The following is a 16022-nucleotide window of genomic DNA, read 5'->3' on the forward strand; positions in this document are numbered from 1 at the left end:
CCCGTGCACCCTGCAGGAGACCCCATGACGCAGCTTTCCCCGGCCCCCGCGCCCGCCCCGCCGACGGCCCGGCGATCCCTGACCACCGGCACCATCGTGGCCACGCTGGCGCTGGCCGTGCTGCTGGCGGCGTCCTGGTTCTGGTCGAACCTGCTGCTGATGTCCTTTGCGGCGATCCTGATCGCCATCGCGCTGCGCGCCGGCGCACGGGGGCTGAACCGGCTTCTGGGCCTGAACGTCAAGCTGGGCGTGCTGGTCGTGCTGCTGGGGGTGGTCGCGGTGCTGGCCCTGCTGGTGCGGCTGGCCGGACCGTCCGTCGGGGACCAGTTCGGTCAGCTGGCCGATGCCCTGCCCGGCTCGTGGCAGGCCATCCAGGACTGGGCGTCATCGTGGCCCGTCGCCGACACGGTGATCCAGCGCGGAGAGGCCGCCGCCGGAGAGGACAACGCCATGCAGCTGGCGCAGCGCCTGCCCGACGTGTTCGGCATGGTCCTGGGCGGCCTGAATTCGGTCCTGGGCAGCCTGTCCTCGGCCTTCCTGCTGCTGATCCTGTCGCTCTACATCGCGATGGAGGCGGACCTGTATCGCGGCGGCGCCCTGCGCCTGGTGTCCCTGCCCCGCCGCGCGCGGGCGGCGCAGATCATGGACGAGCTGGGCGAACAGCTGGGCCGCTGGATGGCGGGCCAAGCGCTGGACATGGGCATCGTCGCCGTGCTGGCCGGGATCGGCCTTTACCTGCTGGACGTGCCGCTGGCCTTCATCCTGGCGGTGATTGCGGGCCTGACCAACATCGTTCCGATCATCGGGCCGTTCTTCTCGGGCGCGATCGCGGTGGTCGTGGCGGCGCCGCAGGGGCTGGATACGGCCATCTACGTCGCGCTGCTGTTCACCGTCATCCAGGTCTTCGAGGGCGAGGTGCTGATGCCGATGATCCAGAAATACGCGGTCCAGCTGCCCCCGGCCCTGACCGTGCTGGCCATCGTCGCGGTCGGTGCACTGTTCGGGCTGGTCGCGGTGATCCTGGCCACGCCGCTGCTGATCGTGGTCATGCATCTGGTCCGCCGCATCTATGTCGAGGACGTGCTGGGCGACCGCATGGACTGAACCCCTGCCGCATCGCGCGGCAGGGCATGCAACTTTTACGTGCGCGGATGCACGCCCGGTCGTGATTTCGACACATGATCGGCCTATGCTGCGGGTGACATTGACCGGGGGTCGCGCGATGCAACCGTTCTGCAAGGGCCGCTATCGTGCCCGCCTAGCCGAAACGCCGGGCGATCTGCGCGAATCACAGCGGCTGCGCTGGTTGGCCTTCGTCGCGCGCACGGGCCGGTCCGACGACGGACAGTCACTGGACGCGGACCATCTGGACGACGACTGCCGCCACATGCTGATCCACGATCTGCGGGACGACCGGCTGGTCTGCAGCTTCCGATTTCTGCCACTGGCCGACGGTTCCCAGATCGCGCGCAGCTATTCGGCGCAGTTCTACGATCTGGCCGCGCTTGGCCGATTCGACGGTCCGATGGTCGAGATGGGGCGGTTCTGCCTGCATCCCGACTGCCACGACCCGGACGTGATCCGCCTGGCCTGGGGCGCGCTGACCCGTTTTATCGAGGAGACCGGGGTCGAGATGCTGTTCGGCTGTTCCAGCTTCAGCGGCCTCGACCCCGAGACCCATGCCGAGGCCTTTGCCATGCTCAAGGACCGCCACCTGGCGCCACGCCGCTGGTGGCCGCGCGTCAAGGCGCCGACCGTGTTCCGCTTTGCCCGCGCCCTGCGCCTGCGCCAGCCCGACCCCCGCCGCGCGGCAGAGACGATGCCGCCCTTGCTGCGCAGCTATCTGGCAATGGGGGGCTGGGTCAGCGACCATGCCGTCGTCGATCCGGCGCTGATGACCATGCATGTCTTCACCGGGGTCGAGATCCGCGCCATCCCTCCCGCCCGCCGCCGCCTGCTGCACGCGCTGGCCCAGCAGCCCGCCTGACATCCGCCCCGAAAACGGGCACGCTGCCCAAACCGTGGGCACATGCGGGCGATCTGCCCTTGGCGGGTGCAGGATGGCCGGGGGCGGTGATTGACCTTGCCCGATGTCCGGCGCCCCTTGCCCCCATGCTCGACACCGGTGCCCCATCCATCCGCATGCAGCGCAGCCACGGGGCGGCGCATGTGGTCATGGGGCCGCGCGGCCTGATCGACCTGGCCCAACGCGGGTCGGCCAAGGCGATGCTGCCCCGCATGACCGCGGGCCTGCCCGAGATCGTGTTCCTGAACACCGCGGGCGGGTTGGCATCGGGCGACGGGCTGTCCTTTGGTGTCGATCTGCGGGCGGGTACGCGCGCCCTGGCCACGACCCAGACCGCAGAACGCGCCTATCGCGCGACGGGCGCGCCTGCGCGGGCCTCCGTCGTGGTGACGGTCGGGGCCGGCGGCTGGCTGGACTGGCTGCCGCAGGAGACGATCCTTTATGACGACGCTCGGCTGGAGCGGGACACGACCGTCGATCTGGCCCCCGGCGCGGGCTGCCTGCTGCTGGAGATGCTGGTCCTGGGCCGCCTGGCCATGGGCGAACGCCCGACGCGGCTGCATCTGCGCGACCGCCGCGTGGTGCGCCGCGCGGGCCGGGTGATCCACCACGATGCGCTGGGGCTGGACGATGACGCGCTGGCCCGCCTGAGCGGCCCGGCCCTGACCGCGGGTGCCGCGGCGCTGGCCACGCTGGCGATGATCGCGGATGACGCGCCCGACCGCTTGGTCGCCGCCCGCGCCGTTCTGGACGAGCCCGGCGTGACGGCCGCCGCCAGCGCGCCCCCCGGCCGCCTGGTCATCCGCCTGCTGGCCGCCGATGGTTGGCCCCTGCGGCGGCAGATCAACCGACTGCTGCGCGTCCTGCGCCCCGATCCCCTTCCCCGCATCTGGCAGGTCTGACGATGAACCTTTCCCCCCGCGAACGCGAGAAACTGCTGGTCTCGGTGGCCGCCATGGTGGCACGCGGCCGCCTGTCGCGCGGCGTCAAGCTGAACCACCCCGAGGCGATCGCCCTGATCACCGATTTCGTGGTCGAGGGCGCGCGCGACGGACGATCCGTCGCCGACCTGATGCAGGCGGGCGCCCACGTGATCACGGCAGGTCAGTGCATGCCCGGCATCCCCGCCATGATCGAATCCGTCCAGGTCGAGGCGACCTTTCCCGACGGGACCAAGCTGGTCACCGTCCACCACCCCATCCGCGAGGCCGCAGAATGAACGCCCTGATGAAACGCCTGACGCTTGCCGCCATCCTGCTGCCCTCGGCCGCGCTGGCCCATCCCGGCCATGTCCACGATGAGGCGCAGTTCATGCACGGGTTGGCCCATCCGGTCGGCGGGGCCGATCACCTGCTGGCGATGGTGGCGCTTGGCCTGCTGGCCGCGCAGCTGGGCGGGCGCGCGGTCTGGGCGCTGCCCATGACCTTCGTGGGCGCGATGCTGGCGGGCGGCGCGATGGGCGCGGGCGGCATGGGGTTCCCCGCGGTCGAGCCGATGATCCTGGCCTCGGTCGTGATCCTGGGCGTGCTGGTTGCGATGGCCGCGCGCCTGCCGATGGCGGCGCTGGTCCCGATGGTCGCGGTCTTCGGCGCGGCCCATGGCTGGGCGCATGGGGCCGAGGGTCCGGCGACCGGCCTGCCCCTCTATGCGGCGGGCTTTGCGCTGGCCACCATGGCGCTGCATCTGGGCGGCATCGCCTTTGGCCGCCTGCTGTCGCGGGGGCTGGAGCTGCGCGTGCTGGGCGGCGGCACCGCGCTGGCGGGCTTGGCGCTGACGGTGGCATGACATGATTCCGGGTGAGATCCTGCCCGCCGAGGGCACCATCGCGCTGAACGACGGACGCGCGACGATCACGCTGATGATCGCCAATACCGGCGACCGGCCCATCCAGGTCGGCAGCCATTACCATTTCGCGGAAACCAACGCCGCGCTGGACTTTGACCGCGCGGCGGCGCGCGGCATGCGGCTGGCCATCCCCGCAGGCACCGCCGTGCGGTTCGAGCCGGGCCAGTCGCGTCAAGTCACGCTGGTGGGCTATGCCGGCGACCGCATCGTGCACGGCTTTCGCGGTCAGATCGGGGGTGCGCTGTGACCACCCTGTCCCGCGCCGATTACGCGGCGCTTTACGGCCCCACGAAAGGCGACCGCATCCGGTTGGCGGACACGGAAATCATCATCGAGGTCGAACGCGACCTGACCATCCCCGGAGAGGAGGTCAAGTTCGGCGGCGGCAAGGTCGTCCGCGACGGCATGGGCCAAAGCCAGATCACCCGCGCGGGCGGCGCGATGGACACGGTCATCACCGGCGTCGTGGTCTTTGACCACCAGGGCATCGTCAAGGCGGACGTGGGCATCCGCGACGGCATGATCGCGGGCATCGGCAAGGCCGGCAACCCCGACACCCAGCCCGGCGTGACCCTGATCATCGGCCCCGGCACCGAGATCATTGCGGGCGAAGGACGCATCCTGACCCCCGGCGGCTTTGACTGCCACATTCACTACATCTGCCCGCAGCAGGTGGACCATGCGCTGCATTCGGGCGTCACGACGCTTCTGGGCGGCGGCACCGGGCCCGCGCATGGCACGCTGGCCACGACCTGCACGCCGGGCCCCTGGCACATCGCCCGCATGCTGGAGGCCTGCGCCGACCTGCCGGTCAACATCGGCATCGCGGGCAAGGGGAATGCGTCGATCACGGCGCCGCTGGAGGAGCAGATCCGCGCGGGCGCCTGCGCGCTGAAGCTGCACGAGGATTGGGGCACCACGCCCAAGGCCATCGACACCTGCCTGAGCGTCGCCGACACGATGGACGTGCAGGTGATGATCCACACCGACACGCTGAACGAATCGGGCTTTGTCGAGGACACGATGGCCGCCATCGGCGGACGCACCATCCACGCCTATCACACCGAAGGCGCGGGCGGCGGGCACGCCCCCGACATCATCCGCATGGTCGGCATGGCGAACGTGCTGCCGTCATCGACCAACCCCACGCGCCCCTATACCGCCAACACGGTGGAGGAGCATCTGGACATGCTGATGGTGTGTCACCACCTGGATCGCCGAGTGCCCGAGGACGTGGCCTTTGCCGAATCCCGCATCCGCAAGGAGACCATCGCGGCCGAGGATATCCTGCACGATCTAGGCGCGTTTTCGGTAATCTCATCCGACAGCCAGGCGATGGGCCGGATCGGAGAGGTGATCATCCGCACCTGGCAGACCGCGTCCAAGATGCGCCAGCAGCGCGGACGCCTTCCTGACGAACAGGGCCAGAACGACAACATCCGCGCCCGGCGATACATCGCCAAATACACGATCAACCCGGCCATCGCGCATGGGGTCAGCGCCCATATCGGGTCGATCACCCCGGGCAAGCGCGCCGATCTGGTCCTGTGGTCGCCCGCCTTCTTTGCGGCCAAACCCGAGATGGTGCTGGTCGGCGGGCAGATCAGCGTGGCGCAGATGGGCGACCCGAACGGCTCGATCCCGGTGCAGCCGATCTTTTCACGACCCATGTGGGGGCACAACCGCCGCGCTTCGGCGCTGTTCCTGTCGCGTGCCGGTCTGGAGGCCGGGGCCGGAGAGGCGCTGTCCAAAACCCTGATCGCGGTCGAGAACACCCGCGACATCGGCAAGCGCGACATGGCGATGAACGACGCCATGCCCGCAATCGAGGTCGATCCCGAGACCTACGAGGTCCGGGCCGATGGACAATTGTTAACCTGCGAGCCCGCGACGGAACTGCCGCTGGCACAGCGCTATTTCCTCTTCTGAGAGGGAGGACCCCACCATGATCGCAACCGCACATTCCATCATCCGCAACGCCCCCGCGCCCTTCGACGCCGAGGTCAGCCTGGACTATGAAGGCCGCCTGCTGCGCCGCAAGCGGCTGTCCTGCGAGGGGGGCGACTTCATGGTCGACCTGCCCGAGGTCACCAGCCTGGACGACGGCGACGCGTTCGAGCTGTCCGACGGCCGCCAGGTCGTCGTGCGCGCCGCGCCGGAACCGGTGCTGGTCATCCGCGGCAACCTGCCCCGGCTGGCCTGGCACATCGGCAACCGCCACACCCCCTGCCGGATCGAGGCCGACCGCCTGGTCATCCGCCAGGATCACGTGCTGGAGGCCATGCTGAAGCAGCTGGGCGCGGACATGTGCCGCAAGGACATGCCCTTCCGTCCCGAAGGCGGCGCTTATGGCCATGGCCGCACCTTCGGCCACGATCACGGTCCCGCCACGCACCATCCCCATGGCGCGGGCGAACACACGCATTCCCACGCGGAAAGCCACAGCCACTCCCATGCGCATGCCGAGAGCCACAGCCACGCGCATGACCACGCCTGAGGCCGCCCGCCTGCAGCTGTCGCAACTGCTGTCGCCCGCCTTTCCGGTGGGCGGCTTTGCTTGGTCGCAGGGCTTGGAATACGCGATGGACGTGGGCTGGGTAACGCGCGCGACACTGCCGCAATGGCTGGCCGATTGGCTGGATCACGGCGCGGGCTGGTCCGATGCGGTGCTGCTGTCGCTGGCCCTGCGGCCTGATGCCGACCATGCCGACCTGGACGACCTGGCCGGCGCGGCCTGCATGAGCAGCCAGCGCCTGGCCGAGACCGCTGAGCAGGGCGCGGCCTTCGCCGCCAACATGGCCGCGCTGACCGGGTCGCCGCAGCCGCCCGTGGCCCTGCCCGTCGCCATGGGCCGCGCCTGCGCCGCCCTGCCCCTGCCTCCGGCAGAGATCATCGCGGCCTTCCTGCAGGCGCAGGCGGCGGCGCTGATCAGCGCGGCGGTGCGGTTCCTGCCCCTGGGCCCGGTCGAGGGACAGCGGATACTGGCCGCGCTGCAGCCGCGCATTCTGGACCGCGCCGCCTGCGCCGTCACGGCCACGCCCGACGATCTGACCAGCGCCACCTGGGGCGCCGACATCACCGCGATGGCCCACGAAACCATGACCACAAGGATCTTCCGCTCATGAGCAATAACGGCCCTCTCCGCGTCGGCATCGGCGGTCCCGTCGGCGCCGGCAAGACGACGCTGACCGAACAGCTGGCCCGCGCGCTGGCGCCGCGCCTGTCGATGGCCGTCGTCACCAACGACATCTATACCCGCGAGGATGCGGAGGCACTGATGCGCGCCCAGGTCCTGCCTGTCGAACGCATCCGCGGCGTGGAAACCGGCGGCTGCCCCCACACCGCCATCCGCGAGGATGCCAGCATCAACCTCGCCGCCATCGCCGATCTGAACGCGGCCTTCCCGGATCTGGAGCTGATCCTGATCGAATCGGGTGGCGACAACCTGGCCGCGACCTTCAGCCCGGAACTGGCCGACCTGACGATCTATGTAATCGACACGGCCGCGGGGCAGGACATTCCCCGCAAGCGCGGCCCGGGCCTTGCGCGGTCCGACCTCTTGGTGGTGAACAAGACAGACCTGGCCCCGCATGTCGGCGTCGATGCCGCACTGCTGGAAAAGGATGCACATGAGGCACGGGGACCCCGTCCCGTGGTCATGGCCCAGCTGCGTCACGGCCGCGGCGTGCAGCAGATCGTCGATTTCCTGGTCGAACAGGGCGGCCTGACGCCGCGCGCGGCGTAACTTTGCCCGGCGGGCGGGCATTTGCCCCGCCCACTGCCGAAGTCCGCGCCACTGCCTGCGCGGGGCGCGCAGGGACTGCTGAAATCCTGTCCAACTGCCCGATTTTCCCCTCTTTCTGCACATGCGAAGGCCGCGCGCCTTCCCAAGGACAACAGGGACACCGGCCGACGCGCCGGGGGGAAAAGGGTAACGATGACCAAGCTGACCAAGATCCTGATGCTGACCAGCGCCCTGACGCTGGCCCACGCCGCCCATGCCCAGGAGGGCGAGCCGATCAAGATCGGCGTGCTGCATTCGCTGTCGGGCACCATGGCGATCTCGGAGACCACGCTGAAGGACACCGTCCTGATGCTGGTCGAACAGCAGAACGCCAAGGGCGGCGTGCTGGGCCGCCCGCTGGAGGCGGTGGTCGTCGATCCGGCATCCGACTGGCCGCTGTTCGCCGAAAAGGCGCGCGAGTTGCTGACCGTCAGCGACGTGGACGCGATCTTCGGCTGCTGGACCAGCGTCAGCCGCAAGTCGGTCCTGCCTGTGATCGAGGAGCTGAATGGCCTTCTGTTCTATCCCGTCCAGTACGAGGGCGAGGAATCGTCCAAGAACGTGATCTATACCGGCGCCGCCCCGAACCAGCAGGCGATCCCCGCCGTCGACTACATGCGCGACGAGCTGGGCGTGGAAAGCTGGGCGCTCTTGGGCACCGACTATGTCTATCCGCGCACCACGAACAACATCCTGGACGCCTATCTGAAGGATAACGGCACCGCACCCGAGGACATCTTCGTCAACTACACCCCCTTCGGGCATTCCGACTGGTCCAAGATCGTGGCCGATGTCGTGGCGCTTGGCGCGGGCGGCAAGAAGGTCGGCGTCGTGTCCACCATCAACGGCGACGCGAATGTGGGCTTCTACAAGGAGTTGGCGGCGGCGGGCGTGTCGGCGGACGACATCCCGGTCATGGCATTTTCCGTGGGCGAGGAGGAGCTGTCGGGCCTGGATACCGCCAACCTGGTCGGCCACCTGGCGGCCTGGAACTATTTCCAGACCGCCGAATCGGACGCGAACACCGCCTTCATCGAGGAGTGGAAGGCCTTCACCGGCGATGCGGACCGCGTGACCAACGACCCGATGGAGGCCACCGTCATCGGCTTCAACGCCTGGGTCGCTGCGGTCGAGGCTGCGGGCACCACCGAGGTGGACCCGGTTCTTGACGCGATCGTCGGCGTCGAGGTGCCGAACCTGACCGGCGGCACGGCCACCGTCCTGCCCAACCACCACATCACCAAGCCCGTCCTGATCGGAGAGATCCGCGAGGACGGCCAGTTCGACATCGTCAGCCAGACCGACCCCGTGCCGGGCGATGCCTGGACCGACTTCCTGCCGGAATCGGCGGTGCTGGACGCCGACTGGCCGGGCAAGGACTGCGGCATGTTCAACACGGAAACGGACAGCTGCGTCCAGGTCCAGTCGAACTACTGACGTGACGGTCGGGCGGCCCCGCGCCGCCCGGCCCTTCGTGCGAAGGAAGCCCCCGTGATCCGCCATCGTCTTCTTGCCTGCGCGCTTGCGCTGATCCTGCCGTGGTCGGCCCAGGCCAACCCGGCCCTGCAGGCCGTCATCGACGCGAACCTGGACCAGATCGAACGCCCCTCGCGCCAGACGGTCGGGCCGCTGGTCGACCAGATCGCGGCGACCGGCCCCGAGGGCCTGGCGATGCTGCAGGCCTGGGCCGACCGCAGCCTGGGCCTGACGGAAACCGGCCAGGTTCTGATCATGGACGACGACACGGCCACGGACGCTGTGACCGGCGATGCGGTCGCGGGGGCCGATCCGCGCATGCTGCGCCCCAATTCCGGCGTGCGCGGCGTGATCGAGGCGGCGCTGGCCGCGGGCGCGCTGAGCGACCCCGACCCCGCGCGGCGGGCGGCCGCGCTGCAGTCGCTGGAACGCGGCGCGGCACCCGACCAGCTGCCGCTGCTGCGGGCGGCCTTGGACGATCCCGACCCGGTGCTGGCGGCGCGCAAGGCGCGGCTGGAACGCCTGCTGACCATCCAGCACGACCCCGACAGCGCCGCCCGCGTCGCCGCGATCGAGGAGATGGCGGGCGACGTCGGCCTGGATTTCCGCGCCGCGCTGAACCCGCTTCTGGTGACCCGCGCGGTGGTGGCTCCCGACACGCCGCCCGGCGCCAATGTCGCGCGCGAACTGACCCCCGGCGATGCGGGCCTGTCGCGCGAGGCGGCCCTGGCCCAGCTGGTCCAGCAGGACCTGCTGCAGCCGCCCTTGTCGGGTGCCGATCAGCGCGCGGCGCTGGCCGCCAACATCATCGACGGGGCGGTGGCGGGCGTGCCCGTCGACCAGCTGTCCGACCAGGCCGCCCGCGACCGTGCCTATCAGGCGCTGGAGGCGGCAGGTGCCGTTCCCCCCGCCGCGACGGAAACCGAAATTCAGGCCGCTCTGGATGCCAGCCGCTTCTTCGAGGTCTATGCCGAACCCGACCCCGCCGTGACGGACGCGGCCAAGGCCGCCCAGATCCGCGCCCAGGTGCGCCTTGGCGCGATGACCGGTATCGACCTGGGGCTGGACGCGCTGTCGCTGGCATCCATCTATTTCCTGGCGGCCATCGGGCTGGCGGTCACCTTCGGCGTCATGCGGGTCATCAACATGGCGCATGGCGAATTCATCATGATGGGCGCCTATACCGCCTACACGGTCCAGACCGTCATCGCGGACCGCACGCTGTCGCTGGTGGTGGCGCTGCCCCTGGCCTTCGCGGTGACCGCGCTGGCGGGGGTGGTTCTGTACCGTCTGGTGATCCGGCACCTGGCCAACCGCCCGCTGGAGACGCTGCTGGCGACCTTCGGCGTGTCCATCGCGTTGCAGCAGCTGGCCAAGAACATCTTCGGCACCCAGGCCCGTCCCCTGACCGCGCCCGCCTGGCTGGAGGGGTCGATCACCGTGAACGACGTCATCGGCATCAGCGCGATCCGGGTGGCGATCTTCGTGCTGGCACTGCTGTTTCTGGGGCTGTTCCTGTTCATCATGAAGCGCACCCGGTTGGGCCTTGAGGTCCGCGCGGTCACCCAGAACCCCGGCATGGCGGCATCCATGGGCATCAACCCCGACCGCATCGCCATGATGACCTTCGGTCTGGGATCCGGCATCGCGGGGATCGCGGGCGTGGCGATCGGTCTGTTCGCGCAGGTCACGTCGGAAATCGGCCAGCAATACATCGTTCAAAGCTTCATGACCGTGGTCGTGGGCGGCGTGGGCAACATCTGGGGCACGCTGGCGGGGGCCACCCTGATCGGCGGACTGTCCAAGGTGATCGAGTTCATGAACCCCGCCAACACGCTGGCCGCCCAGACCTTCATGATCCTGTTCATCATCATCTTCATCCAGTTCCGGCCGCGCGGGATCATCCCGCAGCGCGGTCGCGCGGCCGAGGCGTAAGACATGACCCGAACCCCCTTTATCCTGAGGAACCCCTCGGTCCTGGCGATGCTGGCCGTGCTGGCGGTGCTGACACTGGCCGTCACGCTGACCAGCCAGGCCTATGGCACCGGCGCGCTGCCGACATCGACGGTCAAGATCCTGGGCATGACGCTGTGCCTGGCGCTGGCGGCGGTCGCGATGGACCTGGTCTGGGGATACCTGGGCATCCTGTCCCTGGGCCAGATGGCGTTCTTCGCGCTTGGCGGCTACATGATCGGGCAATGGCTGATGTATGCGCGCACCGAAGCCATCGTCGCGCCGCAGCTGGCGCAATCGCCCATCCCCCCCACCCCGCAGGAGGTCCGCGACGCGGTCACCAACCAGATCTTCGGCGTGGTCGGGTCGTCCGACCTGCCGCTGGTCTGGTCCTTTGCGCATTCGCTGTGGCTGCAGCTGCTGCTGGTCGTGGCGGTGCCGGGGCTTCTGGCGCTGGTCTTCGGCTGGCTGGCCTTCCGCAGCCGCGTCAACGGCGTCTATCTGTCGATCCTGACTCAGGCGATGACGCTGGCCCTGGCGCTGTGGCTGTTCCAGAACGACAGCGGGTTCCGGGGCAACAACGGGTTGTCGGGCCTGCAGAACCTGCCGGGGCTGGACCATGTGGGCCAGGCGACCCTGTCGGTGTGGTTCCTGTGGGCCTCGGCCGCGGCGCTGGCGCTGTTCTATGCCCTGGCCGCCTGGCTGGTCAGCGGCAAGTTCGGCAGCGTCACCCGCGCCATCCGCGACGACGAGACGCGGGTGCGTTTCCTGGGCTATCCGGTCGAGGGGTTCAAGCTGGTCGTCTTCACCTTGGCCGCGATGATCACCGCCATCGCCGGGGCGCTGTACTATCCCCAAGCCGGGATCATCAACCCGGCCGAAATGATGCCCATCGCCTCGATCTATCTGGCGGTCTGGGTGGCGATCGGCGGGCGCGGACGGCTGTACGGCGCGGTCATCGGCGCGGTGGTCGTGTCGCTTCTGTCCAGCTGGTTCACCGGCGGGCGGGCACCGTCGATCCACCTGCCGGGATACGTGGTCAACTGGGTCGACTGGTGGCAGGTGCTGCTGGGCCTGTCCTTCGTGCTGGTCACGCTGTTCGCGCCCAAGGGCATCGCCGGGGTGTTCGACCTGTTCAGCCGCAAGGGAGACCGGGCATGAGCGCGCTTCTGGAGGTCAGCGGGATCAGCAAGTCCTTCGACGGGTTCAAGGCGATCAACAACCTGTCCTTTTCCATCAACGCGGCCGAGCTGCGCGCGGTGATCGGGCCGAACGGCGCGGGCAAGACGACGTTCATGGACATCGTGACCGGCAAGACGCGCCCCGACACGGGCGAGGTGCTGTGGGGGGCCACTTCGAAATCGCTGCTGAAGCTCTCCGAGGCGCAGATCGCCCGCGAGGGGATCGGTCGCAAGTTCCAGCGCCCCACCGTGTTCGAGGACCAGTCGGTCGCCGACAACCTGGTGATGGCGCTGAAGGCCGACCGCAGCCCGTTCGCGGTGCTGGGCTGGCGGCCCACGGCTGCGTCGCGGGACCGCGTGAGCGAGCTGGCCACCGAGGTCGGGCTGGCCGACCAGCTGTCCCGCCCGGCCGGAGAGCTGAGCCACGGCCAGAAGCAGTGGCTGGAAATCGGGATGCTGCTGGCATCCGACCCGCGGCTGCTGCTTGTCGACGAACCCGCGGCCGGCATGACCCTGGCGGAACGCGAACAGACCACGACGCTGCTGTGCCGGCTGGCGGAAACGCGTGCCGTGGTGGTGGTCGAACACGACATGGATTTCGTGCGCCGCCTGAACTGCAAGGTGACCGTGCTGCACCAGGGGTCCGTGCTGGCCGAGGGCAGCCTGGACCACGTGACCCGCAATCCCGACGTCATCGACGTCTATCTGGGGCGATGAGATGATCGAGGCCAAGAACCTGACCCTGCATTACGGCGGCAGCCAGATCCTGCACGGGATCGACCTGGTGGCGCGCCCCGGAGAGGTCACCTGCGTGATGGGCAACAACGGCGTGGGCAAGACCAGCCTGATGAACCTGCTGGCCGGCAGGCACCCCCGGTCTGGCGGGGACATCACCTGGGACGGCAAGCCCCTGGGCCGGCTGTCGGCGCAGCGGATGGCGCGGATGGGCGTGGGCTATGTCCCGCAGGGGCGGGCGATCTTTCCGATGCTGACGGTGCGCGAGAACCTTGAGACCGGGTTCGCCTGCCTGCCCCGCGGCGACAGGCGCATCCCGGATGCGATCTTCGACAGCTTTCCGGTGCTGGCCGAAATGGCGCATCGGAGGGGCGGCGATCTGTCGGGCGGCCAGCAGCAGCAGCTTGCCATCGCCCGCGCGCTGATCACCAGACCCCGCGTGCTGCTGCTGGACGAGCCGACCGAGGGGATCCAGCCAAACATCATCGCCCAGATCGGGCGGGTGATCGCCGGGCTGCGCGACCGGGGCGACATGGCGATCGTGCTGGTCGAGCAGTTCTTTGACTTTGCCTGGGATCTGGGCGACCGGTTCCTAGTCATGGAACGCGGGCGCGCGGTGCTGCAGGGGCCGAAATCCGATCTGGCGCGGTCGGACCTGCACGCCCGCCTGGCGGGACATGCCAGCGCCTGAAGGACGTCGTCGCGGACGGTGGCAGGGGGGCTGCCAGCCCCCCTGACCCCCCGGAAGGCCAGCACACGGACATGACCGTCCTGCCCTAGCGCTTGCGTTCCCACTTGCCCGATTCTTCGGACCAGTATTCTGCCTCGACGCCCGCGGCGGTCAGCTCGCGCCATTGTGCGCGGGCGCGTTCCAGCGCCTGCGCGTCGCCCCCGTCGAACAGGATGCAGGTCCGCTGCACGGCCTGCGCGCGATCGGGCGCAACCGGGGCGCCGTCCAGCGCCATCAGGCAGGACGGGTCGTTGGCGGCGGGCTGATCGGGCAGGGTCAGCAGGATCGGCTGTCGCGCGTCATGGGGGCCGCCGGACAGGCCATGCGGCAGGAAGCCGTCGCCCAGCCACAGCTGCTGGTCCAGCCGGTCCAGACGATCCGGGTCGGGGGCCGACAGTTCGACCCGCCAACCCGCGGACAGAGCCTTGGTCAGCAGGACCGGCAGCAGCGCCTCGGCCGGGGACCGGGTCAGGTGATAGAACAGCGCCTTGCCCATGTCAGCGCAGCACCCCGGCGATGGCGGCACGCCCGCCGGCAAGGGGTGCCGTCGCCCCGGACGCCGACGATCGCGGGCGTCCGGGGCGTGCGCAGGCGGTGCACGAGACGTGCACCGCAGACGTCGCGGGGCTCACGCGTCCTCGAAGCCGTCGCGCACCAGGCGATCCAGCGTCATCACGCCCCAGCCCGACGCGCCCTTGGGCGCCAGGTCGGTGCCACCCGGCGGCAGGGCCACGCCCGCGATGTCGATATGCGCCCAGGGCTGGCCCTCCTTGACGAAGCGCTGCAGGAACTGCGCCGCGGTGATCGAGCCCGCCGCGCGCCCGCCCGAGTTCTTCATGTCCGCCAGGCGGCAGTTGATCAGCCCGTCATAGGCCGCGCCCAGGGGCAGGCGCCATGCGCCCTCTCCCTCCGACTTGGCGGCCGACAGGATCTGGCCCGCCAGCATGTCGTCGTTCGAGAAGACGCCCGCATTGTCATGGCCAAGCGCGATGATGACCGCACCGGTCAGGGTCGCCAGGTCGATCATGGCACGGGGGCGATAGGTTTCCTGCGCGTACCAGAGGACGTCGGCCAGCACCAGGCGGCCCTCGGCGTCGGTGTTCACGACCTCGATCGTGTCGCCCTTCATCGACTTCAGGATGTCGCCGGGACGATAGGCGCGCCCGTCGGGCATGTTCTCGACCAGGCCGACCAGGCCCACGACATTGGCCTTGGCGCGGCGCAGCGCCAGGGCGCGCATGGTGCCCGCGACGACGCCCGCGCCGCCCATGTCCATGGTCATCTCCTCCATGCCGGCGCCCGGCTTGATCGAGATGCCGCCGGTGTCGAAGACGACGCCCTTGCCGACCAGCGCCAGCGGCGCCTCGTCGCCGCCGCCGTTCCAGCGCATCACCACGACCTTGGAGGGCGATTCGCTGCCCTGGCCCACGGCCAGCAGGGCGCGCATGCCCAGCTTGGCCAGCTGGTCCTCGTCCAGGACCTCGACGTCCAGGCCGATCTCCTGCATGGCCAGCAGGCGGTCGGCGAAATCGGTGGTGGTCAGGACGTTGGCGGGTTCGTTGACCAGGTCGCGGGTGAAGAACACGCCCTCGGCCACCGCGGCGGCGTCCTGGGCGGATTTCGCCAATGCCTCGGGGTCCTTGACCATCACGGTGACGCGGGCCTTGTCGCCGATGGGCGCATCGGCGCTGTCGGGGGCCTCGGTCGCCTGCGCATCGCCCAGGACGGCGTCGTCCTGTCCGGCCTGCTGTTCGGGGATCAGCCCCTCGGCCTGGGCCGGGGCGGCGTCCGGCGTCGCGGGCTTGGTCTTGTAGACCGAGAAATCATAGCCGCGCAGCGCCAGCCCGAACGCGATCTGTCCGGCCTGCTTGTGGCTGCCCGCCAGAACCAGCGTGTGCCCGGTGCCCAGCTTGGCGCCCAGGGCGGCCCCCGCGCGGCGTGCCTCGGCCTGGGTGGCGGAATTGGGCAGCATGACCAGGATCAGCGCGTCGGCGGCCATGCCCGCGGGAAAGGCCAGCTCCAGCGCCTGACCGGGCTTGAGCGCGCGGCCCGCCTTGGAGGCCAACGCGCGTGTCGCGGCGTCGCGGATCACGCGGGGCAGCTTGCCCGGCAGCTTGGACGCGTCGGTCATGATCAGGGCCACGCGGCCCTGGTGATCGGCCAGCTTGTCCAGCGCGACCTCGGTGAAGTTGATTTCGACAGGTTGGGTCATTGCAAAACGGTCCTCACGTCTGGTTGCGCCGACCCTAGACCCCCGCCCGGCCCTTTTCCAGAGCCGCCCTTGCCGCTAAG

At 69.5% G+C, this 16022-nt stretch carries 17 protein-coding genes; 15 read left to right on the forward strand and 2 right to left on the reverse strand.

Annotation, left to right across the window (positions count from 1 at the left end):
- Positions 1-24 precede the first annotated feature (24 nt).
- The 15 genes from LZ686_RS07320 (at position 25) to urtE (ending at position 13691) form a co-directional block, all read left to right on the forward strand.
- The gene (locus LZ686_RS07320; RefSeq protein ID WP_273744401.1) at positions 25-1104 is read left to right on the forward strand and encodes an AI-2E family transporter; all 1080 of its coding nucleotides are present in this window, start codon (positions 25-27) and stop codon (positions 1102-1104) included.
- A gap of 118 nt (positions 1105-1222) precedes the next feature.
- Positions 1223-1987: a GNAT family N-acetyltransferase gene (locus LZ686_RS07325; protein WP_046000337.1), complete on the forward strand. Its 765-nt coding sequence runs from the start codon at positions 1223-1225 to the stop codon at positions 1985-1987.
- A 125-nt stretch (positions 1988-2112) separates the two neighbouring features.
- On the forward strand, positions 2113-2928 hold the full coding sequence (locus LZ686_RS07330) for an urease accessory protein UreD (RefSeq protein ID WP_349547395.1): 816 nt from the start codon (positions 2113-2115) through the stop codon (positions 2926-2928).
- Between the two features lie 2 nt (positions 2929-2930).
- The gene (locus tag LZ686_RS07335; RefSeq protein WP_349547396.1) at positions 2931-3245 is read left to right on the forward strand and encodes an urease subunit gamma; all 315 of its coding nucleotides are present in this window, start codon (positions 2931-2933) and stop codon (positions 3243-3245) included.
- An 8-nt stretch (positions 3246-3253) separates the two neighbouring features.
- Positions 3254-3811, forward strand: coding sequence for a HupE/UreJ family protein (locus LZ686_RS07340; protein WP_349547397.1), 558 nt, complete (start codon positions 3254-3256; stop codon positions 3809-3811).
- 1 nt (position 3812) lies between these two features.
- The gene (locus tag LZ686_RS07345; RefSeq protein ID WP_045981756.1) at positions 3813-4118 is read left to right on the forward strand and encodes an urease subunit beta; all 306 of its coding nucleotides are present in this window, start codon (positions 3813-3815) and stop codon (positions 4116-4118) included.
- Positions 4115-5800, forward strand: a complete 1686-nt coding sequence (gene ureC / locus LZ686_RS07350; protein WP_349547398.1) for an urease subunit alpha — start codon at positions 4115-4117, stop codon at positions 5798-5800. The genes LZ686_RS07345 and ureC overlap by 4 nt, the downstream gene beginning before the upstream one ends.
- A gap of 16 nt (positions 5801-5816) precedes the next feature.
- Positions 5817-6368: an urease accessory protein UreE gene (locus LZ686_RS07355; protein WP_349547399.1), complete on the forward strand. Its 552-nt coding sequence runs from the start codon at positions 5817-5819 to the stop codon at positions 6366-6368.
- Positions 6355-6996, forward strand: coding sequence for an urease accessory protein UreF (locus LZ686_RS07360; RefSeq protein WP_349547400.1), 642 nt, complete (start codon positions 6355-6357; stop codon positions 6994-6996). The genes LZ686_RS07355 and LZ686_RS07360 overlap by 14 nt, the downstream gene beginning before the upstream one ends.
- Complete coding sequence (gene ureG / locus LZ686_RS07365; protein ID WP_304614291.1) at positions 6993-7616, forward strand: urease accessory protein UreG; 624 nt, start codon at positions 6993-6995, stop codon at positions 7614-7616. The genes LZ686_RS07360 and ureG overlap by 4 nt, the downstream gene beginning before the upstream one ends.
- 216 nt (positions 7617-7832) lie before the next feature.
- On the forward strand, positions 7833-9092 hold the full coding sequence (urtA, locus tag LZ686_RS07370; protein WP_349547493.1) for an urea ABC transporter substrate-binding protein: 1260 nt from the start codon (positions 7833-7835) through the stop codon (positions 9090-9092).
- Between the two features lie 54 nt (positions 9093-9146).
- Entirely contained in the window at positions 9147-11066 is a 1920-nt protein-coding gene (gene urtB, locus LZ686_RS07375) for an urea ABC transporter permease subunit UrtB (protein WP_502921989.1), read from the forward strand.
- A gap of 3 nt (positions 11067-11069) precedes the next feature.
- Positions 11070-12245, forward strand: coding sequence for an urea ABC transporter permease subunit UrtC (gene urtC / locus LZ686_RS07380; protein WP_304614290.1), 1176 nt, complete (start codon positions 11070-11072; stop codon positions 12243-12245).
- A complete protein-coding gene (gene urtD / locus LZ686_RS07385) occupies positions 12242-12982 on the forward strand; it encodes an urea ABC transporter ATP-binding protein UrtD (protein WP_127897878.1) in 741 nt (246 codons plus the stop codon). Before urtC ends, urtD begins: the two co-directional genes overlap by 4 nt.
- A 1-nt stretch (position 12983) precedes the next feature.
- Positions 12984-13691: an urea ABC transporter ATP-binding subunit UrtE gene (gene urtE / locus LZ686_RS07390; RefSeq protein ID WP_046000027.1), complete on the forward strand. Its 708-nt coding sequence runs from the start codon at positions 12984-12986 to the stop codon at positions 13689-13691.
- An 85-nt stretch (positions 13692-13776) separates the two neighbouring features.
- Here urtE and LZ686_RS07395 read toward each other — a convergent pair whose 3' ends face one another.
- Both LZ686_RS07395 and LZ686_RS07400 read right to left on the reverse strand, forming a co-directional pair.
- A complete protein-coding gene (locus tag LZ686_RS07395) occupies positions 13777-14226 on the reverse strand; it encodes a DNA polymerase III subunit chi (RefSeq protein ID WP_349547401.1) in 450 nt (149 codons plus the stop codon).
- Between the two features lie 132 nt (positions 14227-14358).
- Positions 14359-15942 (reverse strand): leucyl aminopeptidase, encoded by a 1584-nt coding sequence (locus tag LZ686_RS07400; protein ID WP_349547402.1) that lies wholly within the window; start codon positions 15940-15942, stop codon positions 14359-14361.
- Positions 15943-16022: the final 80 nt, after the last annotated feature.

Source organism: Paracoccus sp. NFXS7 (assembly GCF_040148865.1).
In the GTDB taxonomy this organism is placed as follows: Bacteria; Pseudomonadota; Alphaproteobacteria; order Rhodobacterales; family Rhodobacteraceae; genus Paracoccus; species Paracoccus marcusii.